This window comes from Ruegeria sp. BG3, assembly GCF_056538485.1.
Genome location: NZ_JBQFTE010000012.1, coordinates 73,894 through 94,946, shown reverse-complemented (window position 1 = coordinate 94,946; position 21,053 = coordinate 73,894). Strand labels below are relative to the sequence as shown.

Here is a 21,053-nt window from a genome sequence, read left to right as displayed (position 1 = left end):
CATTCCCTTCCGTGGACTATTATAGATGAAGTCTATCGCGCTGAGAGGAAATGGCAAAAGCAATGAGCGGACAAAAACCTGTGAAACCTTCCCCTGACGGTCTTGCGGCCTCGATCAAAGCGACCAAAACCAAGGGTTTACCCCCCGTTCACCTCTGGAATCCCCCTTTTTGCGGCGATCTGGACATCCGGATCGCCAAAGATGGCACTTGGAGTTATTTAGGCTCGCCCATCACCCGTTTCGAGCTTGTGAAGCTTTTTTCCTCAATTCTTAAGCTGGAGGACGGGAAATACTATCTGGTGACCCCAGTCGAGAAGGTGGGAATCACCGTCGAGGATGCGCCGTTCATCGCGGTGGACGTCGATGCCTCGGGCGAGGGGCAGGCGCAGGCTCTGGCTTTCACCACCAAGGTTGGCGATGTCGCGGTGGCCGGGCCAGATCATCCGATCCGCGTTGTCATGGACCCGCAGACCCAGGAACCCTCTCCATACATTGTGATCCGCGACGGCCTTGAGGCCCGGATTGACCGCAAGAGCTTTTACCGATTGGTCGAGATGGGAACCCACCATGAGGGCTGGTTCGGAGTTTGGTCCGAACAGCGCTTCTTTCCGTTGATCAAGTCAGAAGACCTGCCGGACTAGGCCGCTTTTACAACTTTCCGATCCTGCGCCAGCACGACGGCCACCGCAACGACACCTGCGCCCAAAGCGCGGGTCCAGTTCCACTCTTCCCCCAGCACCAGCATGATCAGCATCACGTAGAACGGTGCGATGTTGATGTGGAATGAGGCTAATGCAACGCCCAGTTTCCCAACGGATCCGACAAACAGAACCTGGCTGAGGCCCATAGACACAAGAGCGTAGATCCCAAGCATTCCGACCTGTTGAACATCAATCTGCGCCGTTGGCATGACATCCATACCCACTTGGCGTGCCCCGAAGAACAGCAACAAAGCGACGACCAAGCCGCCGAAGAACGTAATAGTGCTGCGCCCGGTTTGGCTCAGTTCGGGAAAATCCCGCGCCGTTGCCATGGTCGCCCAGCAGAACAAACCGGTGGACACGATGGCGCAGATCGCGCCCAAACCTAGTTGCGCGGGCGCCACTGCACTGGTCGCGATCAGACCGCCAATGATGGACACCACAACGCCCAGCGCAAAATTCCAACGCAACCGCCGTGTCCCGGTCGCGAGTTCAATCAGAGTGGCAAACAAAGGCGCGCATGAAGCAATTATGGCAACCGTCACCGGATCTGTAAGCTTCTGCGCCACGATGATCAGGAACATCCCGGCCCCGAGTGTCCCGCCAACAAGCATCGCATGACCCCAACGGGCGCGCAAAACCCGGCTTGGCCCGTCGATCAGGAACCACAGAGGCACCATGACCGCCACGGCGAGCGTCAGGCGCGCCACGAACAGCGCGACCGGAGGCCAGGTCTGCAACAACACTTCAGCCGCGGGAAACCCCGCCGCCCAGGTCAGCATGGAGGCCACAGCCAGACCGTTTCCAGACAAGGCCGAGCTACGGCCAATGGACATAGGAAGAGTGTTCCCGCGCACAGGATCAGGGCTCATCGCCATGGGATCGGACCTTCTGTTGGAACGGCGCAGAAAAATGATTCGCCGTGTTAGCCCAAACATCCGCCGGTTTGGGCCTGCCTTCTTGTCGATTTTCGACAATCTGTCGTTTTCAATCCCTTTCCTCGAAAATCGGTGGAGACTAAGCTTGGGCGGATCACCGACCCAAAGGCCTCTCATGCCCAAATTCGCTGCCAATATCTCTCTGCTTTTTGCCGAACTCCCCTATCTGGAGCGGTTTCAGGCCGCGGCCGAGGCGGGCTTCAAGGCCGTTGAAATTCTGTTCCCCTATGAGCTGGCCGCGAAAGAGACCCGCCGTGCCCTTCTGGCCAACGGGCTGGAGCTTGTGCTGATCAACGCGCCTCCGCCAAACTACACCGGGGGTGAGCCGGGCTATGCCGCCGTTCCCGGCGGTGAGGCGCGGTTCCAATCCGATATCCGCCGCGTCTTGCGCTATGCCGATGTGCTCAAACCCGGCCTGATCCACATCATGTCCGGCTATGCATCGGGGCCTGAGGTGCTGGATTGCTTTGTTCGCAACCTGCAATGGGCCGCCGATACGGCCCCCGGCCAGACCTTCACCATCGAGCCGCTGAACCAAGTGTCCCAACCCGACTATTTCCTCAACGACTACGATTTGGCCGCGGAGGTTTTGGATCGCGTGGATCGCCCCAATCTGGGCCTGCAATATGACAGCTTTCACGCAGAGATGATCCACTCGGACCCGCTAGAGATTTGGGACCGCTTTCACAATCGCGTCATCCACGCCCAGATCGGCGCAGCACCCAAAAGGTCCGAACCGGGTAGCGGAGATCTGGATTTTCAGACCCTGTTCAAGGCGATGGAGGTCTCTGGCTATGAAGGATGGGTCAGTGCGGAATATACTCCCTCAACAGCTTTGACGAGCTCATCCCTGGATTGGATGCATAAGGCAGCTCTTGCCAATGCAGATCTCTGATCCGCAGATAGCGCCGCCCGTCCTACCTTAGATACCAAGGAAACGCCTTATGATCCCTGCCCGCTACGCCCGCGCCGTGTTCAGCCTGATCATGTCCGGGTTGATGTCCTGCATCGTCACCGGGATCGCAACAGTCAAAGCCATCGGCTTTGGCCCGTCCACCCTCAGCGATTGGATGGCCTCATGGGCCTTTTGTTGGCCCATCGCCTTCACCGTAATCCTGCTGTTTGGCCCCAGTGTGCAACGGTTCGTCAACCGCATGGTCAGGCCGCAGGACTGACCCGCTGCGAAGAGGGCCCGCCGGGCCTGATGAGCAGCGCCCTTTAGTGCGCTTCGGCCCAGTTCGCCCCCTGGCCAGCATCCACAACCAACTTCACGTCCAGCTTCACGGCAGGGTCCGAGGCGCCCTCCATCACATCCCGCGCAACGCCGATCACCTCATCCACCGCATCTTCGGCGACTTCGAACAGCAATTCGTCGTGGACCTGCAGCAGCATTTTGGCTGGTAGCCCCTTGATTGCCTCAGGCATCCGCACCATCGCACGTCGGATCACATCCGCCGCCGTCCCCTGAATCGGGGCATTGATCGCCGCCCGACGCGAGAACCCGGCATGAGGCCCCTTGGCGTTGATCTCAGGCGTATGGATCTTGCGCCCGAACAGCGTCTGCACATAGCCATTCTCTTTAGCGAAGGCGACCGTGTCGTCCATGTAGGCTCTAATACCCGGGAAACGCTCAAAATACCGATCGATAAAACCTTGCGCTTCGGCCCGCGGAATCCGTAGATTGCGCGCCAGACCAAAGCCCGAGATGCCATAGATCACACCAAAGTTGATCGCCTTGGCCTGACGGCGGATATCCGGCGTCATCTCGTCCAGTGGCACATCGAACATCTCAGACGCGGTCATCGCGTGGATGTCCAGCCCGTCTGCAAAGGCCTGCTTCAACGCCGGTATCTCAGCAATATGCGCCAGAATCCGCAGCTCGATCTGGCTGTAGTCGAGGCTGACCATCACATTGCCCGGCTCAGCGATGAACGCTTCGCGAATACGACGGCCTTCCTCGGTCCGGACGGGAATGTTCTGCAGGTTCGGATCGGTCGAGGCCAAACGTCCCGTGTTCGCGCCGGTGATCGAATAAGACGTATGCACACGGCCCGTGTCCGGATTGATATGGGTCTGCAGCGCATCCGTGTAGGTCGACTTCAACTTGGACAGTTGTCGCCAGTCCAGCACCCGGCGCGGCAACTCATGCTCGGTCGCCAGATCCTCGAGAATATCGGCCCCGGTCGAGTACTTCCCGGTTTTCCCTTTCTTGCCGCCTTCCAGGCCCATCTTGTCGAACAGGATCTCGCCCAACTGCGCGGGCGAACCGACGTTGAAGTTCTCACCGGCCAATTCGTGAATTTCAGCCTCTAACCCGGCCATTTTCTGCGCGAAGGCGTTCGACATCCGGCTGAGGACATCGCGATCCACCTTGATACCGTGCATCTCCATTTCTTTGAGAACCGGCACCAGCGGGCGTTCGAGCGTTTCATAGACGGTCGTCACCTGAACCTGATGCAGTTGCGGCTTGAACAACTGCCACAGGCGCAGCGTGATATCCGCATCCTCAGCCGCATAGGCCGTAGCCTCATCAATTGCGACCTTGTCGAAGGTGATCGCCGATTTGCCAGATCCCAGCAACGGTTTGATCGGGATCGGCGTGTGGCTCAGGTAGCGCTCGGACAGTGTATCCATCCCGTGCCCATGCTCACCGCCATGCATGGCGTAGGACATCAGCATCGTGTCATCGATCGGAGCCACCTCGATGCCATAGCGCGCAAAGATCTTGGCATCGTATTTCATGTTCTGCCCGATCTTGAGGATCGAGGGGTCTTCGAACAGCGGTTTCAACAGTGTTAGAGCCTCTTCCAGCGGCATCTGCCTTTCGGCCAGCGCGTCCGAGCCGAACAGATCATCCGCCGATCCGTCGCGATGGGTCAGCGGGATATAGCAGGCCTCTCCGGCTTCGATACAAAGCGAAATGCCAACCAGATCGGCGATCATTTCGTTCAGCCCCGTGGTCTCGGTATCTACCGCAACCCAACCACGCTCATAGGCCTGATCAATCCACTTCTGCAAAGCGCTGGCGTCCCGCACGCATTCGTATTTCGACGCGTCGAACGGAAGGGCCTCGACCTCTTCCGCCTCGACCGGCGCGGGCGCATCGGCGATAACCGGGGCCTCGGCCCCTAGCTTGTCGGCAATCCGTTTGGTGAGGGTGCGGAACTCCATTTCCGCCAGAAAGCCCAGCAGGGTATCGGGGTCAGGGTCCTGTACTTCGAGGTCGTCGAGTGTGAAATCCAGCGGCGTGTTTTCATCCAACTGCACCAGCTTCTTCGACAGCTCGATCTGATCGCGCTTTTCGATCAGCGTCTGGCGGCGTTTGGGCTGTTTGATCTCTTCCGCGCGGTCCAGCAGGGTTTCCAGATCGCCATATTCGTTGATCAACAGAGCCGCCGTCTTGACGCCGATCCCCGGGGCCCCTGGCACGTTGTCAACGCTATCCCCGGCCAGAGCCTGCACATCGACCACGCGATCTGGCCCGACGCCGAACTTCTCGACCACGCCATCCGTGTCGATGCGTTTGTTCTTCATCGCGTCCAGCATCTCAACGCCGCCGCCGACCAACTGCATCAGGTCCTTGTCGGAACTGACGATGGTCACGCGCCCGCCGGCCTCGCGCGCCTGCACGGCCAGCGTGGCGATGATGTCGTCGGCCTCATAGCCCTCAAGCTCTTTGCAGGCGATGTTGAACGCCTTCGTCGCCTCGCGGGTCAGCGGCATCTGCGGGCGCAAATCCTCGGGCATCGCCTCGCGGTTGGCTTTGTAGAGGTCATAGAGATCGTTGCGGAACGTATGCGAGCCCTTGTCGAAAATCACCGCCACATGGGTCGGCGCATCGGGGCCGGCATTTCCTTCGACATATTTCTGCAGCATGTTGCAGAAGCCCGACACAGCGCCAATCGGCAAACCATCCGACTTGCGCGTCAGCGGAGGCAGCGCGTGATAGGCCCGAAAAATAAAGGCCGATCCGTCGATCAGATGCAGGTGACATCCTTTTCCGAAATTGCTCATGCGCGTGCTCCCTGTCGGTCAGGGATGGTTCTGCCACAGGGCCGCGCGACTGACCAGTGAGGAACGTCAGTTAACCGCCAAACAGACCGCTGAACACGTCCGAGAAGCTGTTCAACAACGCCATGATCACCAGCACGCCGAGGAAGGCGAAGAAAGCCATCGCAAAGAACTGGAACAGGATCGCGCCGATGCCAATGGCAACACCCGCGATGGCCGGGCGCATCCGTTCGTGGCGCAGGATGCCAATAACAGAGACAACAATGGCCAAACCGCCCAGCATGGCGACACCGATCTGCAGGAAATCGTCCAGATCACGGGTTTGGGCGACGGGTTCTGGCTGCTCCAGCCCGGCAGCGGCGCGCAGGGTGGATTTCCCAAGCTCGGCCGCCAGCTCCCCGAGTGACACGCCGGTGGATTGCTGCGGCGCGAAAGGCCCAGCCCAGAACACGAACAGCGCCGCGAACAAAGCCATCGCTGCAAGGCAAAATCCGATCCAGCCGAACACAGGATTGGCAGTCTCAGTTGCAGTCATGTCAGTCATCACACTCACCTGCGTTGGTCTCGGCAAAGAGTTACCATTAAAAACGCGGCGAGATTGGGGCACCCCCCCCGTTTGGGCGGGCAATCAGTTTTGCTCTGTGCCCTTCAGGACATATTTGCAATCGCAATAGGGGCATTCGACCCAACCGGTGTCTTCCGGAATCTGCAGCCACACCCTCGGGTGTCCCAACGCGCCTTCGCCGCCATCACAGGCAACACGAGAAGTTTCCACGATCTTCGTTTCCGGCGCTTCGATTGTCACGGCTGGCGATCCTTCACTGGTTGTCGGCCTCGCGGGCATGCATTAGGTGCGTTTATGAGCGATGAGCAAACCGGGGGCAAGAGCCACATGAGCGATGCGGCAATCAGGATCGAAGGGCTGCGCAAGACCTATCGCGGCGGCAAAGGCCAGCCCGAGAAACACGCGCTGAAGGGCGTCGACCTAACCGTGCCGCGCGGGTCGGTCTTTGGCTTGCTGGGTCCGAACGGGGCCGGTAAATCGACACTCATCAACATACTTGCCGGATTGGTGGTGAAATCTTCCGGCCATGTTTCGATCTGGGGATATGATCAGGATAAGAACCCACGCTCGTCCCGCGCCGCCATCGGTGTCATGCCGCAAGAGCTGAATCTTGACCCCTTTTTCACCCCCCGAGGCGCGTTGGAGGTTCAGGCCGGTCTCTATGGCGTGCCCAAAGCCGAACGCCGCAGTGATGAGATTCTGGAACTGGTGGGCCTCAGCGACAAGGCCGAGGCCTATGCCCGCACACTGTCCGGCGGGATGCGGCGTCGACTGTTGCTGGCCAAGGCGCTGGTGCATCACCCCAAGATTCTGGTGCTGGACGAGCCGACGGCGGGTGTGGATATCGAGCTTCGCCAGATGCTCTGGGCCAATGTGCGCAAGCTGAACGAGCAAGGCATGACCATCATCCTGACCACGCATTACCTGGAAGAAGCGCAAGAGATGTGCGACGAGATCGCCATCATCAATCACGGTGAAAAGATCACCCAGGACAGCACCGCCAACCTGCTGGGCCGAATGGACAGCCGGACGATGGTGATCGCCCCTGACAGCCCCGTCACCGATTTGCCCATGACGGATGGCGTCGAGGCCACTTTGCGCGACGATGGCAGTCTTGTGCTGCAGTACCGCAGCGCACAGACCAGCGCTGAGCAGGTTCTGGAATCGGTGCGCGCCGCCAATATCCGCATCCGCGACGTCCGAACCGAAGAAGCAGACCTCGAGGATGTATTCCTTGCGCTGACCTCATCGCGTGCGGATGACACTCCGGCCGAGGATCAAGATCAGCCACGCCGCGGCATGCACCGGGTCAAGCTTTAGGCCCGATCGATCCGCGCCTGATAGCAATTGTTCCGCGCTGATCGGACGTGGATGTAGGCGATGTCCGGTTTGGCAAAGATATCAGCGATTTTGGCTCCGATCTGTTCGGTTGGCGTGATGGCACCAGTACCGTAGACGATCCGATCGTCCTCACCATAGCCCTTTATCAGGTAGTCGGGGGAAGAGGTCAGGATCTCCGGCAATGCATCGCCTTCATACCGGTCGCATGGTTTGGCACACAGGAAGATTGGTCCGGTTTCTGCATAGGGATGTGGCTCTAAAAAGGGCCTATGCGCCAAAATTAGCATGTCCTGCCCCTCGGGAATGTTCTGTAAGCAATGACGACAGGGATTACCTGCGCCAGTGGAAACAGCCCGCTCTGGCGTGGCGCCATATGCGTCCGGCCCGCCCGCCTGCAGGGCGCGAACTTCGTCAGTGGGGAGTGCGGTGATCTTGAACATTTCGGGTCTCCTTTTTTCCCAATCATGCCCATCCGATCAGCCGCAAGCGACCCGGTTCCTGCGCAAAGGACTCGAAAAAGAACAAAACGTGAATATAATAGTGACTCGCCATGTATGCCGAGCTGTCGATCACGTCAAACTTCACCTTCCTCACCGGGGCCTCTCACCCCGAGGAGTATATGGAGCGTGCCGTGACCCTGGGCCTGCTCGCCATCGCAATTGCCGATGACAACTCGGTCGCCGGGATCGTCCGTGCCCACACCCAAGCCCGCGAGATCGCACGCAAGGTGCATGAACGGCTGGAGTGGGAGGCGCAGAACACCTCCATTGGCCCGCCCTGCCCCGATCACATTCCCAAACCGCCGTCCTATCCGATCCACGCGGTGCCGCGCCTGATCCCAGCAGCGCGGCTGATCTTCACCGACGCGCCCACCGTCACCGCCCTGCCCCTGAACCGACAGGGCTGGGGAAACCTGTGCCGCATCCTGTCCAAAGGCCGCCTACGTGCGGAAAAGGGCGATTGCATCCTGCACCTGTCCGACCTGCTCGAATTCTCCGACGGCCTCCACCTGCTGCTCTGGCCACAAGCAGACCGGTCAAAGGGCGGCGCGAGCGGATGGCGGACACAAGCGCAACAGCTGACGCGCCGCTTTGGTGGGCGGATACATCTACTGATGCACCCTCGATATGATGGCGCAAATAGTACATATTTCTCTTTGTTAGAGACTGAATCAAAGCAACTCGATATCCCCACCCTCGCCAGTGCCGCGCCGATGATCCACCACGGCGCGCGTCGCAAGCTGGCCGACGTGCTGACCGCCATCCGCCTGCGCCGCAAGGTGGATGAGCTGGGTCGCGACGCGCTGGCCAATGGCGAACAGCGGTTGCGCTCCGAGGGAGAGATGCTGCGGATCTTCAAAGGTCACGAGGGGGCCGTCACCCGCGCCTATGACCTCAGCGAGCAGCTCACCTTCTCGCTGGATGAGCTGCGCTATGAATACCCCAGCGAAGGCAGTGAACAGGAAACCCCGGCCCAACGCCTGTACCGCCTGGCGCATGAGGGGTTGAAATGGCGCTATCCGGCAGGCGCATCCGAGAAGGCCCAAAAGATGCTGGCCCATGAGCTGAGGCTGATCGGCAAGCTGAAATATGAACCCTATTTCCTCACCGTCCGGGATATCGTCCATTTCGCCCGCTCGCGCGATATCCTGTGTCAGGGGCGTGGCTCGGCGGCCAATTCGGTGGTCTGTTTCTGCCTCGGCATCACCGAGGTCAGCCCCGAGATGGGCACGATGGTTTTTGAGCGCTTCGTATCCGAGGCCCGCGACGAGCCGCCCGATATTGACGTCGATTTCGAACACGAACGTCGCGAGGAGGTGATCCAGCATATCTACGACCGCTACGGCCGCGAACGCGCGGGCCTCTGCGCCACGGTTGTTCACTATCGCGGCAAGCGTGCCATTCGTGAGGTCGGCCGCGCCATGGGTCTGACCGAGGACACGATCTCGGCCCTGTCCTCACAGCTCTGGGGCTTTTTCTCGACCAAAGGGCTTGAGGCGCATCGGATGCGCGAAATCGGCCTCGATCCTGAAGATCGACGGCTAAAACAGACTCTAATGCTGGTTTATGAGATCGATGGCTTCCCCCGTCACCTGTCACAGCACGTGGGTGGCTTCATCATAACTGAGGGGCGGCTGGACGAGCTTGTTCCCATCGAGAACGCCACGATGGAGGGGCGCACGGTCATCTGCTGGGACAAGGACGATATCGACTCCTTGGGTATCCTGAAAGTCGATGTCCTCAGCCTCGGGATGCTCACCTGTATCCGCAAGGCGTTCGACCTGATCGGACAGCATCATCAGACCGGCTATACCCTCGCCACCCTGCCGCCCGAGGACCCCGAGGTCTATGATATGCTGTGCAAAGCAGACTCTATTGGGGTGTTTCAGGTGGAAAGCCGGGCGCAGATGAACTTCCTCCCCCGGATGCGACCGCGCAATTTCTACGATCTGGTGATCGAGGTCGCTATCATCCGCCCCGGCCCGATTCAGGGCGACATGGTCCACCCCTATATCCGCCGCCGGAACGGAGAGGAGGAGGTCAGCTTCCCCTCGGACGCATTGGGGGATGTGCTGGGCAAAACACTGGGTGTGCCGCTGTTTCAGGAGCAGGCGATGCAGATCGCCATTGTCGGCGCGGGCTTCACCCCGGAACAGGCGGACCGGCTGCGACGCTCACTGGCGACCTTCAAGAAACATGGCAATGTCAGCGAGTTCCGCGCTCTCTTTTTACGCGGGATGAAACGCAACGGTTACGAACAGGATTTCGCGGAGCGCTGTTTTTCCCAGATCGAAGGGTTCGGATCTTATGGTTTTCCCGAAAGCCACGCGGCCAGCTTTGCGCTGCTGGTCTATGCCTCGGCTTGGATCAAATGCCACCATCCGGGCATCTTCGCCTGCGCGCTGCTGAACTCGCAACCGATGGGCTTCTACGCGCCCGCCCAGATCGTGCGGGATGCCCGCGAACACGGGGTTCAGGTGCGGCCAGTCTGCATCAATGCGAGTTTCTGGGACAATGTGATGGAACCTGATGGCCATGGTGGGCTGGCCCTACGGCTGGGGTTCCGCCAGATCAAGGGCCTCAGCGAGGAAGACGCCAGTTGGCTGACCGCCGCACGGGGCAACGGCTACACCCAAGTGGATGATGTCTGGCGCCGCGCGGGGCTGGGCCCGGCGGTGATCGAACGGTTGGCTGAGGCCGATGCCTTTGCCGCCTGCGACCTGACCCGGCGCGAGGCTCTGTGGCAGGCCAAGGCGATTGCGACCGCGAAACCTCTGCCGCTGTTTTCACAGGATCTGGAAGGCGAGACGCTGGATGAACCCGAAGCCTACCTGCCGCAGATGACATTGGGCGAACAGGTGGTTGAGGATTACGTCGCCACCCGCCTCAGCCTGAAGGCGCATCCAGTGGCCCTGATCCGGCATCTTCTGACGCCCGAGCCGCGCGACAAAACCACACCTGTTGCCTGACCTCCGCCCCAGATATGTCCCGGACTAGAGTCGAAATCCGAGACCACCATGACCAGACCCACCTTGCCCCCGCGCTTTCCCGCGACACCAGACCAGATCAACGCGCAGGTTCACGCTTTCTATGCCCGCGTGCGCGAGGATGCCGTTCTGGGACCGGTGTTTAACAAGCAAGTCAACGACTGGCCCGCGCATGAGGACAAGATCGCCGCCTTCTGGCGCAACGCCATCCTTTATGAGCGCAGCTACAACGGCAATCCGCAACGGGTACATAGCGAAAGACCCGACGTGCAGCCCGAGATGTTCGCTCATTGGCTGGACCTGTTTGAGGAGGTCGCCACCCAAACCCTACCCGCTGAGATCGCCACCCCTTGGGTCGCGCTGGCCCGACGGATCGGTGTGGGGATGAAGGCAGGCGTGCAATCCGCACGACAGCCCAAGGACGCGCCGCCGATCCTGCGTTGATCTCACGACATGGCGGCTTTGCTGTGTTAGCGGTAAAATAGGGGCTATGCGGTCCGGGAAAATGCGTCTACTCAGGGAAAAGACAGCACATTTGGCTGCGCCGGCTTAAAGCCACCACACCGACATCGCCTGAGGCCAGATCATGAGCACTCAAAATACCACCCTCCGGGGACTTGGTTTCGCGTTTCTGGGATTCGCGGTCTTTGCCAGCCATGACGCGCTGATCAAAGTGCTGGGTGGGACCTATTCGGTGATGCAGATCATCTTCTTCGCCACGCTGTTTTCCTTTGTGCCCATGGCAGTAACGATCCTGACGGACCGCACGACCGGGAATTTCCTGCCACACCACCCATGGCTGGTCTTGCTCCGGTCGGCGCTGATGGTCACATCCATGGTCTGCGCTTTCTATGCCTTTTCGGTCCTGCCTCTTGCCGAGGTCTATTCGCTGCTATTTGCCTTCCCCCTGTTCGTCACAGTCTTGTCGATTCCGATTCTAGGAGAGGTCGTGCGTTTCCAACGTTGGGCCGCGGTTGGCGTCGGGTTGATCGGTGTTCTGATCGTCCTGCGCCCCGGAGCGACGGATATCACGCTAGGCCACATGGCCGCCCTGACAGCCGCGTTTTGCAGCGCGTTAGGCTCTGTTCTGGTGCGCAAGATCGGGAATGAGGAACGCTCGGCCGTGCTGATCCTCTACCCGATGCTGCTGGCTATCGTGGTCATGAGCTTGATGCAACCGGCAGTCTACCAGCCGCCTTCGCTGCTACATCTGGCGATGATGGCGCTGGTCGGCGTGTTCTCGGTGATCGCACAACATCTGATCATCCTGGCCTATCGTGCCGCGCCAGCGGGCGTCGTGGCCCCCAGCCAATACAGTCAGATCATCTGGGCCACCTTGTTCGGCATGATCTTCTTTGGCGAACACCCGGACGGCTGGGTCGCGGTCGGCGCAAGCGTCATCATCGCCTCGGGCATCTTCGTAGTCTGGCGCGAAAGCCGGTCGAACACCACCTCGGTCAACACGCCGGTGCTGCGAGTGCGGTCACCGCGATCGGATACGGGTGCATCGCGACCCGGCGAATGAAAAACGGCGCGCCAGACAGCGCGCCGCTTAGGCAAATTCAACTGGTTTAGAGCCTTAGTAGACAACCACCGAGCGGATGCTCTCGCCTTTATGCATCAGGTCGAAACCGTGGTTGATGTCATCCAGACCCATGGTGTGGGTGATCATCGGGTCGATCTCGATCTTTCCTTCCATGTACCAGTCGACGATCTTCGGCACATCGGTCCGGCCCCGCGCGCCGCCAAAGGCGGTGCCGCGCCAGGAACGTCCGGTGACCAGCTGGAACGGACGGGTCGAGATCTCAGCCCCCGCAGGTGCAACGCCGATGATGATCGACTCACCCCAACCCTTATGCGCTGATTCCAGTGCATCGCGCATCACCCCGACATTGCCGGTCGCGTCGAACGTATAGTCCGCGCCGCCTTTGGTCAGGTTGACCAGATAGGGCACCAGATCGCCTTCGACCTCTTTCGGGTTAACGAAATCGGTCATCCCGAACTTGGTGGCCATTTCGACCTTCGATGGGTTCAGGTCGACACCGACGATCTGATCGGCACCGGCCAGGCGCAGGCCCTGGATCACGTTCAGGCCGATACCGCCCAGACCGAACACGATGGCACGGCTGCCGATTTCCACTTTGGCGGTATTGATCACGGCGCCGATGCCGGTGGTGACACCGCAGCCGATGTAGCAGATCTTATCGAAGGGTGCGTCCTCACGCACTTTGGCCAGCGCGATTTCAGGCAGGACAGTGTGGTTGGCGAAGGTCGAGCAGCCCATGTAGTGCAGGATCGGATCGCCATCCAAGGTCGAGAAGCGCGAGGTGCCATCGGGCATCAGGCCCTTGCCCTGAGTCTCACGGATTGCCTGACACAGGTTGGTCTTTGGATGCAGGCAGTATTCACACTCCCGGCATTCGGGTGTGTAGAGCGGGATCACATGGTCGCCCGGCTTCAGGCTGGTGACGCCCGGGCCGACCTCGACCACGACGCCTGCGCCTTCATGGCCCAGAATGGCCGGGAACAGGCCTTCGGGATCTGCGCCGGACAGGGTGAATTCATCGGTATGGCAGATGCCGGTGGCCTTTACTTCGACCAAAACCTCGCCCGCCTTGGGGCCTTCGAGGTTCACCTCCATCACTTCCAAAGGTTTGCCAGCCTGAACGGCGACGGCTGCACGGGTGCGCATGGTGCTTGTCTCCCAGTCTTGTTTGACCCGACCCTGCGTCAAATGCAGGGTGTTTTCAACTCCACTTTCATGGCAGATTGGCTAAACATTTGATATTGCAGAAACGACATTGTCATACTGGGGAACGCCAATGCACCGATTTATCCCGATCCTGATCCTTCTAGCCGCCTGCGCCGAAACCTCTACATTGGATGGAGCAGACCTTGCGCCCGAGGCCTCGCCTGTGGATCTGGCCTTCTGCAAAGGCGATCCGTTTGCGGACTCCATCGGTCAGCCGGTTTCTACCATTCAAGCCAGCCTGCCCGAGCGCGCGCGGGTGTTGGGACCCAATGACATTGCGACACAGGATTATCGTATCGACCGGCTGAATGTCTTCGTGAACGGTGCGGGCATCATTCAGCGCCTGACCTGCGGGTAGGGGTGGACTCGGGCGCTGATTCTCGGGCAAGAACAAAATAGGAACATTTTGATGTCTGCCGATGCCAAAACGCCGAATACTCTCACTCTGGTTTCCCCGACTGGGGGCTGAACGGCTGATCCGCGCCGCGCGGGGGCTGCATGTCGGACCTTTGGCTGTAGTGGCCGAGCAGTCGAACATGCAGGTGATCACCTCTCTGAATGCGGAAGCTCAGGCCGCCGGGCTACAGGTGGGTCAGCCGGTGCGCGATGCCCATGCCATGTGTGCGTCCCTGATCACGCGGCACCGCAACGCCCCGGCCGAGGCCGCGTTCCTGACCGCGTTGCGCCGCTGGGCAGGCAAATTCAGCCCTTGGGTCGCTGAGGAATCACCGGACGGGCTGATCGTTGACCTCTCGGGCTGCGCGCATCTGTTTGGCGGGGAAGAGGCGTTACTGCGCGTGCTTGAGGTCGACTGCGCCGATATGGGTCTGAGCGTGCAGATGGGCATTGCCGACACGTTGGGCGCGGCCTGGGCGCTGGCGCGCTATGCCGGGCAAGAGGCCATATCCGACCGCAACGGCGACGCCATCAGTCAAGAGGCCCGCGCCACCCGTGCCCGAGCCAGCAAGCGACGACACTGGACCAAGGGCGGAGCCGCACCGCAAGTGGTGGCCTTGGGCGGCGGCGCCCGGATCGCAGCCCCGGGGCAGTCTTATGGCGCGCTCAGCCCGCTGCCCATCGCGGCGCTGCGGCTCGAGGATCAGGTCGTCGCGCAGTTGAACCGTCTCGGCCTGCGCCGGATCGGGGATTTACTGGGCCAACCGCGCGCCTCCCTCGCCCGCAGGTTCGGGCGGGGGCTGGTCTTGCGGCTGGATCAGGCGATGGGCAGCGCGCCCGAGCCGGTCTCTCCGGCCCGCCCGCCGCATCACTTCGCGGTGCGGATGACTCTGCCCAATCCGATTGGGCTGGTCGAGGATGTGATGGCCGCCATCGACCGGGTTCTGCCGACACTCTGCTCCAAGCTGGAAGAAAAGGGCCGCGGCGTCCGGACCCTACGGCTTGAGGCTCATCGTGCCGATCAGGCGGCCGAGGTACTCGAGGTTGGGCTGGCCCGGCCAACTCATGACAAACACCGCATTCGCCCTTTGTTAGAAATGAAAGTTGACAAGATCGACGCGGGCTATGGCATTGACATGCTGCGGCTTGAGGCGGTGCAGACGGAACCCATCCACGCCCGCACCATCGCCGGTCATGCCGAGGCCCGCCGTGTGGCCCGCAACCGGCTTGAGGGCCACACCGCCGTCGAAGACCTTATGGCCAAACTGGGCGCACGGGTGGGGCTGGAGGTCATCACTCGGCGTCACCCTGCGGCATCGCATATCCCCGAGAAAACCGCGCAGGTGCTCGCGGCGGCGTGGTCCGAACCGGCGCGAGACTGGCCTGCGCCGCCACGCCCGCGCCCCCTGCAGATGTGGCAGCCCGAGCCGGTGATGGCCCCGGAAACCCCGGATGTGCCCTCCGCCTTTCGCTGGCGCGGGCGTGATTGGCAATTGGCACAGGCCACTGGCCCGGAACGGATCGCGCCGGAATGGTGGCTGGATGACCCTAACTGGCGCAGCGGTGTGCGCGATTACTGGGTTGTGGTGACCGAACAGGGGGAGAGGCTCTGGCTGTTTTATGGGCACGGCGGCACCATGTCCGCAGGCTGGTTCTGCCAGGGGCAATTTGGCTAGACGCTATAATTAGGGTCTATTTTCCACGATAAATCAGGATGTCGGGCAGATAGTCCAGCAACCGGATCACCCAGGAAAACGGGGCCGGAAAATCAGTACGGAACCGGCGGCGCGACATCGCTTTGATCACACGCTCTGCCGCGTCTTCGGCCGACATCAGCATGGGCATCTTGAAATTGTTCTTCTCGGTCAGGCGGGTTTTGATAAAGCCAGGATTGACGATCCGAACCGTCACGCCCGTACCCGCCAGATCGAACCGCATGGTCTCGGCCAGCGAAACCAAGGCCGCTTTGCTGGCCGCATAGCCCACCGCCGCAGGCAAACCGCGATAGCCGGACAGAGAACCGATCAGAGTGATATCCCCGCGTCCGGCGCTAACGAAGCCCGGCACGGTTTCACCCAACACCCGAAGGGCACCGGTGTAGTTCACGTCGGTCATCGACAAGACCGCCTCGGTATCCCAATCACCGGTCCGCATCGGCTCATAGGCTCCGGCGTTGTAGACAAGACCATCGACCTCTCCGACTTCAGCCACGGCACGGCGCACGGCCTCAAGGTCGGTCACGTCGAAAGGCACCGCACGCGCATTGGGAAGGGTTTCGCAGATCTCGGCCAGCCGATCCGCATTGCGCGCCGACAGGACAAGATGCGCACCACGCTCGCTTAGCCCTTGCGCCAAAGCGCGCCCGAGCCCTTCGCTCGCGCCTACAATCCAATACGTTTTTCCTTCGAAACCGGTCATGCCTGCCCTATCGTGGAACCATGAAACAACGCCCTGTGCGCGGTTTCGGTTCTGCTTCAGCTATCATGTATATTTTACGACCAAGCCAACCGGTCGGATCATCCCCAGCTGAGTGAATTTTGCCACGAAGTCACAATATAATGCGTTGGGAAATATAATCTAACCTGATTGATCCGCGTCAGAACCTGCTACGTATCCCTAGATAAATGTCGCACTTAAGGGGATCACATGTTCGACGAAACGCGAGGCGAGCGCAAGAAAATCGCAGTCATAGGTGCAGGCATTTCAGGACTTTCCGCAGCTTACTACCTTTCAGAACAGCACGATATTACCGTTTACGAGGCCGAGCCGCGCCTTGGCGGTCATGCCCGAACGGTGATGGCGGGCAAGAACGGAGACCAACCGGTCGATACCGGCTTTATCGTCTTCAACTACGCGACCTACCCCCACCTGACCAAGCTGTTTGATGAGCTGAACGTCCCCGTCGAGAAAAGCGAGATGAGCTTTGGCGCGACCATCGACAATGGCCGCATTGAATACGGTCTGAACACGCTGCGCACTCTGACAGCTCAGAAACGCAACCTGCTGCGTCCGTCTTACTACAAGATGATTTCGGACATCCTGCGCTTTAGTAAAGAAGCCCCGGATGCGGCGAAGGATGATGACACAACCATCGGAGAACTGGTGGACCAGATGCGTCTGGGTCATTGGTTCCGCCACAACTACCTAATGCCGATGTGCGGCGCGATCTGGTCCACGCCGGTTGAGTTTGTGGATCAGTTTCCGGCCCGCTCGCTGGTGCAGTTCTTCCGCAACCATGCACTGCTGGCCAGCGGCCGCGCCAACCAGCATCAGTGGTACACGGTCAAAGGCGGAAGTATCGAGTATGTGCGCCGAATTGATGCCGCGCTGCGGTTGCGCGGATGCGACATCCGTCTGGCGGCTCCGGTAGATCACGTACAGCGTCATGAGACCGGCGTCACGGTCACCAGCCAGGGCCATGCCGATCAGTTTGACGAGATCATCCTTGCGACCCACTCGGACCAATCGCTGGCCATTCTGGGCGACAACGCCACGGCGGGTGAAGCCGCGGCCCTTGGCGCGATCCGTTATCAGCCCAATCACGCGATCCTGCATTGTGACGAAAGCCAGATGCCAAAGCGGCGCGCCTGCTGGTCCAGCTGGACCTATCGCTCGCAAGCCGGGGATGTCGGCGTGACCTATTGGATGAACCGCTTGCAGAACATCCCGGACAGCGATCCGCTCTTTGTATCGTTGAATGCGTCTTCGCAAATTGACGAGGACAAGATTTATGACCAAGTCGAGTTCGCCCACCCGGTTTTCGACAAAGCCGCGCTGAAAGCTCAGGGGCAAATTCGCGATATGCAGGGACAGAATCACACCTGGTACGCCGGAGCTTATAACCGGCACGGGTTCCACGAAGACGGGATCGCCAGCGCGATGCATGTCGTCGACCGCTTGCGCGGCGCCCCGCAGATAACCGGAGCTGACAATGGCATTCTTGAAAAAGATCCGGCCATCCATGTGGCCGCCGAATAGACCTAGTTTCCGCGCAGCACTGCTGTCTCTCGCCTTGCTTTCGTCAGGTGAGGCAGTGGCGTCGCCTCTGTCCAGCGAACTGAGTGATCCCAAGCTTTTGGGCAGCTCGACATTTAGGTTCTTGGGCCTGCCTGTCTATGACGCCAAGCTTTTCACGCCTGCTGGAGCGGCATTCAATTGGACCGAGGATTTCGGGTTGCAACTGACTTATCGAAAAAACCTCGCACAAAAGGCTCTTGTAGAGTCGACGCTGGATGAGATGGCGAGGCAAGGCAATCCCGCGCCGACAAAGGCCCAGCTAGAGACCTGTTTTCAAGCAGTCAGCAAAGGTGACAGCTATCTCGCCATATCCGAAGGACCTAACAAAGTTGGGTTTTGGCGCAATGGTGTACAAACCTGCACACTAACCAACACCGGCATCAAGAAATCGTTCATGTCGATTTTTCTTGGCGACAACACTCGGTCCGCCAGTTTTACACGGCAATTGAAGGGGCAGTGATGCTGTATCCCCGGGTCAGCCTCTATGCGCTGATGCTCGCTGCGGCGGGTATCCCGCTCTATATTCACCTGCCGCGTTTTGCGGCGGTGAATTTGGGCATTGGCCTTGGGGTGATCGGAACCGTGCTGCTGGTGATCCGGCTGGTCGATCTGGTGCAAGACCCGCTGATCGGCTGGGCCATCGACCGCTGGCCGGGCGCGCAGCTGCTGTTTGCAGCTCTGGCGGCGCTGGGGCTGGCGGTCGGGTTTCCGCTGCTGTTCGGCCTGCCGGATGGGGCAAGCGTTGGCGCGCTGGTCGCCATCCTCGTGCTTCTATTTTCGGCCTACAGCCTAGGCACCATCCTGCTTTACGGGCGCAGTGCAACTTTGGCCAAACAGGCCGACCCGCAAGAGCTGATGCGCCTCGCCGCCTTCCGCGAAGGCGGGCAACTGACTGGAGTCGTTCTGGCTGCCAGTGCCCCGGCCCTGTTCGTTGCCTTCGGCGCGCAGGGGCAAGGCTACCCCGCTTTTGGCCTGTTTCTGGGCGCGCTGGCGTTGCTCACCCTGATCGTCACCATACCAATGTGGCGACGCAAACCGATCACGGGCGAGGGCATCTCGTTCACCGCGCTCGGACAATCCGGCGCCCTCCGGCTGTTGTTTCTGGCGCTGATCAACAGCCTGCCGGTCGCCCTGACCGCCACGCTGTTTCTGTTCTTCGTCGAGGACAAACTGCAACTTTCCGGAATGGCCGGCCCATTGCTGATCCTGTTTTTCCTAAGCGCTGGGGCTAGCGTGCCCCTCTGGGCACGGCTCAGCAATCGGATCGGCCCGAAACAGACCCTTATGATCGCAATGCCGCTGGGCATCGCCTCCTTCATAGGCGCGGCCACCCTCTCAGCTGGAGAGCTGACCGCCTTTGCCCTGATCTGCCTAGCCTCCGGCGCAGCCGCAGGGGCGGATATCGTGATCCTGCCCGCCATGTTTTCCGTGGTGCTGACACGCGCGGGGCTGAATGCCTCCGCCGCGTTTGGCATCTGGTCTTTTGCTGGCAAGCTGGGCCTCGCGCTCGCTGCCTTTTTCACCCTGCCCCTGCTGGAACGCAGCGGCTTTTCACCCGGTCAAGCCAACTCGGCACAGGCTCTAAACACACTCACATTCGCCTATGCCCTGCTGCCCTGCATCCTAAAGCTGGGCGCTTTCGGGATGGTCTTGACCCTGCCTACGGAGGTCCCAGCCAAATGAATACGCTTGTTGTGATTTTGCTCGCCATCCTCGTTGTCGTGGCGATCAAAAGACGGTTCCTGAGCTTTCGCTCACAATCCCCGGCTGACTATTCGGGAACGGGACCAGAGTTTTCCCTGACCAAGCACTTGAACGGAGATATCCTGTCCGAGGGGCTGATCTATGGCCCCAACGGCAAGATGTCGAACAGCTTTGTCGCGCGCATGGTCGGCGAATGGGATGGAAACACTGGCACTCTGGCCGAGTGGTTTACCTATTCCAACGGCAAACAGATGACCCGAAAGTGGTATCTGACACTGGGCACCGGCAACACGTTCACAGCCACAGCAGACGACATTGTCGGTGAAGGCAAAGGCGTGATCTCGGGCTCGACTGTCAAGCTGTCCTACCGGATCATCCTGCCAGAAGACGCCGGAGGGCACACGCTGGACGTGACCGACTGGATGTACCTGACCGAGAACGGGGCGATCATGAACCGCTCAGAGATGCGCAAATTCGGCCTCAAGGTGGCGGAACTGGTGGCAACCATGCGACCCGCGCCCGAGGTGCAGACCGCTCATGTACCCGGAGCAAACGGGTATGATGCGGATGCGGAAAACAGGCCGCTGCAATGACCCGGTTGCGCTTTCTGATCTCACTGGTCGCAATCACCAGCCTGACGCTGCTCGCGGCCTGCTCGGCTAAACCGCGGGTGCCCAAAAGCTTTCTGTCCGACCGGCAGTTGAACCTCGAAGAGTTCTTCGAAGGCAAAACCGTGGCTTATGGTCAGTTCCAGGACATTCTGGGCAACGTGCCACGCCGTTTCACAGTTGAGATTGACGGCACATGGGACGGAGAAACCCTGACCCTGGTCGAGGATTTCGTTTACGATGACGGCGCAACCGAACAGCGCATCTGGACTCTGACCAAAACCGGCGAAGACACTTGGACCGGCACCGCGCCGGGCGTTCTTGGTGTGGCCGAAGGGATCGAGCGTGGCGATACCTTCAACTGGAAATACAAGATCGACCTGCCGATCAAAGATGGCACCATGCGTGTAAACTTCGACGATTGGATGTGGCTTCTGGAAGACGACCGCCTGCTGAACCGCGCCTATGTTTCGCGTTTTGGCGTCCGTATAGGCGAGGTCATCCTGTTCTTCGAGAAACTGTGACGGCCCGAC

At 60.2% G+C, this 21,053-nt stretch carries 21 protein-coding genes; 14 read left to right on the top strand and 7 right to left on the bottom strand.

The window, feature by feature from the left end:
* Positions 1 to 62: 62 nt before the first annotated feature.
* On the top strand, positions 63 to 641 hold the full coding sequence (locus ACR0AI_RS18685) for a DUF1285 domain-containing protein (RefSeq protein WP_480676266.1): 579 nt from the start codon (positions 63 to 65) through the stop codon (positions 639 to 641).
* Here the strand turns inward: ACR0AI_RS18685 and ACR0AI_RS18680 are convergent.
* A complete protein-coding gene (locus tag ACR0AI_RS18680; protein ID WP_480701435.1) occupies positions 638 to 1,579 on the bottom strand; it encodes a DMT family transporter in 942 nt (313 codons plus the stop codon). The two genes, ACR0AI_RS18685 and ACR0AI_RS18680, sit on opposite strands and share 4 nt — an antisense overlap.
* Positions 1,580 to 1,754: 175 nt before the next feature.
* Between ACR0AI_RS18680 and ACR0AI_RS18675 the strand changes: the two genes are divergently transcribed.
* Together ACR0AI_RS18675 and ACR0AI_RS18670 are read left to right on the top strand one after the other, a co-directional pair.
* Positions 1,755 to 2,534, top strand: coding sequence for a hydroxypyruvate isomerase family protein (locus tag ACR0AI_RS18675; protein WP_480676262.1), 780 nt, complete (start codon positions 1,755 to 1,757; stop codon positions 2,532 to 2,534).
* A gap of 49 nt (positions 2,535 to 2,583) precedes the next feature.
* Positions 2,584 to 2,814: a DUF2798 domain-containing protein gene (locus ACR0AI_RS18670; RefSeq protein ID WP_170379529.1), complete on the top strand. Its 231-nt coding sequence runs from the start codon at positions 2,584 to 2,586 to the stop codon at positions 2,812 to 2,814.
* 43 nt (positions 2,815 to 2,857) lie between these two features.
* Here the strand turns inward: ACR0AI_RS18670 and polA are convergent, their stop codons facing one another.
* From polA to ACR0AI_RS18655, 3 genes are all read right to left on the bottom strand, one after another.
* Positions 2,858 to 5,653 carry a DNA polymerase I gene (gene polA / locus ACR0AI_RS18665; RefSeq protein WP_480676260.1) on the bottom strand — a complete coding sequence of 932 codons (2,796 nt, stop codon included), beginning with the start codon at positions 5,651 to 5,653 and terminating at the stop codon, positions 2,858 to 2,860.
* A gap of 70 nt (positions 5,654 to 5,723) precedes the next feature.
* On the bottom strand, positions 5,724 to 6,194 hold the full coding sequence (locus ACR0AI_RS18660) for a hypothetical protein (RefSeq protein ID WP_480701433.1): 471 nt from the start codon (positions 6,192 to 6,194) through the stop codon (positions 5,724 to 5,726).
* Between the two features lie 84 nt (positions 6,195 to 6,278).
* The gene (locus ACR0AI_RS18655; protein WP_170459503.1) at positions 6,279 to 6,455 is read right to left on the bottom strand and encodes a zinc-finger domain-containing protein; all 177 of its coding nucleotides are present in this window, start codon (positions 6,453 to 6,455) and stop codon (positions 6,279 to 6,281) included.
* 87 nt (positions 6,456 to 6,542) lie between these two features.
* Here ACR0AI_RS18655 and ACR0AI_RS18650 point away from each other — a divergent pair, with 87 nt between their 5' ends.
* Positions 6,543 to 7,535 carry an ABC transporter ATP-binding protein gene (locus ACR0AI_RS18650; protein WP_480676462.1) on the top strand — a complete coding sequence of 331 codons (993 nt, stop codon included), beginning with the start codon at positions 6,543 to 6,545 and terminating at the stop codon, positions 7,533 to 7,535.
* Here the strand turns inward: ACR0AI_RS18650 and ACR0AI_RS18645 are convergent.
* Positions 7,532 to 7,996 carry a DUF1203 domain-containing protein gene (locus ACR0AI_RS18645; protein ID WP_480676256.1) on the bottom strand — a complete coding sequence of 155 codons (465 nt, stop codon included), beginning with the start codon at positions 7,994 to 7,996 and terminating at the stop codon, positions 7,532 to 7,534. The genes ACR0AI_RS18650 and ACR0AI_RS18645 overlap by 4 nt on opposite strands.
* Before the next feature lie 110 nt (positions 7,997 to 8,106).
* Here ACR0AI_RS18645 and ACR0AI_RS18640 point away from each other — a divergent pair, with 110 nt between their 5' ends.
* The 3 genes from ACR0AI_RS18640 (at position 8,107) to ACR0AI_RS18630 (ending at position 12,568) form a co-directional block, all read left to right on the top strand.
* Positions 8,107 to 11,025 carry an error-prone DNA polymerase gene (locus tag ACR0AI_RS18640; RefSeq protein ID WP_480676254.1) on the top strand — a complete coding sequence of 973 codons (2,919 nt, stop codon included), beginning with the start codon at positions 8,107 to 8,109 and terminating at the stop codon, positions 11,023 to 11,025.
* 48 nt (positions 11,026 to 11,073) lie between these two features.
* Positions 11,074 to 11,487: a group III truncated hemoglobin gene (locus ACR0AI_RS18635; RefSeq protein ID WP_480676253.1), complete on the top strand. Its 414-nt coding sequence runs from the start codon at positions 11,074 to 11,076 to the stop codon at positions 11,485 to 11,487.
* A gap of 142 nt (positions 11,488 to 11,629) precedes the next feature.
* Positions 11,630 to 12,568, top strand: coding sequence for a DMT family transporter (locus ACR0AI_RS18630; protein ID WP_170667262.1), 939 nt, complete (start codon positions 11,630 to 11,632; stop codon positions 12,566 to 12,568).
* A 54-nt stretch (positions 12,569 to 12,622) separates the two neighbouring features.
* On the opposite strand, the gene ACR0AI_RS18625 is transcribed toward ACR0AI_RS18630, so the two are convergent.
* Positions 12,623 to 13,735: an S-(hydroxymethyl)glutathione dehydrogenase/class III alcohol dehydrogenase gene (locus ACR0AI_RS18625; RefSeq protein WP_170379545.1), complete on the bottom strand. Its 1,113-nt coding sequence runs from the start codon at positions 13,733 to 13,735 to the stop codon at positions 12,623 to 12,625.
* 130 nt (positions 13,736 to 13,865) lie between these two features.
* Between ACR0AI_RS18625 and ACR0AI_RS18620 the strand changes: the two genes are divergently transcribed.
* Together ACR0AI_RS18620 and ACR0AI_RS18615 are read left to right on the top strand one after the other, a co-directional pair.
* Positions 13,866 to 14,153, top strand: coding sequence for an I78 family peptidase inhibitor (locus ACR0AI_RS18620; protein WP_170459491.1), 288 nt, complete (start codon positions 13,866 to 13,868; stop codon positions 14,151 to 14,153).
* A 61-nt stretch (positions 14,154 to 14,214) separates the two neighbouring features.
* On the top strand, positions 14,215 to 15,867 hold the full coding sequence (locus ACR0AI_RS18615; protein ID WP_480676252.1) for a DUF6504 family protein: 1,653 nt from the start codon (positions 14,215 to 14,217) through the stop codon (positions 15,865 to 15,867).
* Between the two features lie 16 nt (positions 15,868 to 15,883).
* Here the strand turns inward: ACR0AI_RS18615 and ACR0AI_RS18610 are convergent, their stop codons facing one another.
* Positions 15,884 to 16,609 carry an SDR family NAD(P)-dependent oxidoreductase gene (locus ACR0AI_RS18610; RefSeq protein WP_480676250.1) on the bottom strand — a complete coding sequence of 242 codons (726 nt, stop codon included), beginning with the start codon at positions 16,607 to 16,609 and terminating at the stop codon, positions 15,884 to 15,886.
* Positions 16,610 to 16,837: 228 nt separating this feature from the next.
* Here ACR0AI_RS18610 and ACR0AI_RS18605 point away from each other — a divergent pair, with 228 nt between their 5' ends.
* The 5 genes from ACR0AI_RS18605 to ACR0AI_RS18585 all read left to right on the top strand — a co-directional run bounded on the left by ACR0AI_RS18605 (position 16,838) and on the right by ACR0AI_RS18585 (position 21,044).
* Positions 16,838 to 18,169: an NAD(P)/FAD-dependent oxidoreductase gene (locus tag ACR0AI_RS18605; RefSeq protein WP_480676249.1), complete on the top strand. Its 1,332-nt coding sequence runs from the start codon at positions 16,838 to 16,840 to the stop codon at positions 18,167 to 18,169.
* Between the two features lie 121 nt (positions 18,170 to 18,290).
* Positions 18,291 to 18,668, top strand: a complete 378-nt coding sequence (locus ACR0AI_RS18600; protein WP_480676247.1) for a hypothetical protein — start codon at positions 18,291 to 18,293, stop codon at positions 18,666 to 18,668.
* Positions 18,668 to 19,891 carry an MFS transporter gene (locus ACR0AI_RS18595; protein ID WP_480676245.1) on the top strand — a complete coding sequence of 408 codons (1,224 nt, stop codon included), beginning with the start codon at positions 18,668 to 18,670 and terminating at the stop codon, positions 19,889 to 19,891. The genes ACR0AI_RS18600 and ACR0AI_RS18595 overlap by 1 nt, the downstream gene beginning before the upstream one ends.
* Positions 19,888 to 20,505, top strand: a complete 618-nt coding sequence (locus ACR0AI_RS18590) for a DUF3833 domain-containing protein (protein WP_480676243.1) — start codon at positions 19,888 to 19,890, stop codon at positions 20,503 to 20,505. Before ACR0AI_RS18595 ends, ACR0AI_RS18590 begins: the two co-directional genes overlap by 4 nt.
* Entirely contained in the window at positions 20,502 to 21,044 is a 543-nt protein-coding gene (locus tag ACR0AI_RS18585) for a DUF3833 domain-containing protein (protein ID WP_480676241.1), read from the top strand. The genes ACR0AI_RS18590 and ACR0AI_RS18585 overlap by 4 nt, the downstream gene beginning before the upstream one ends.
* Positions 21,045 to 21,053: the final 9 nt, after the last annotated feature.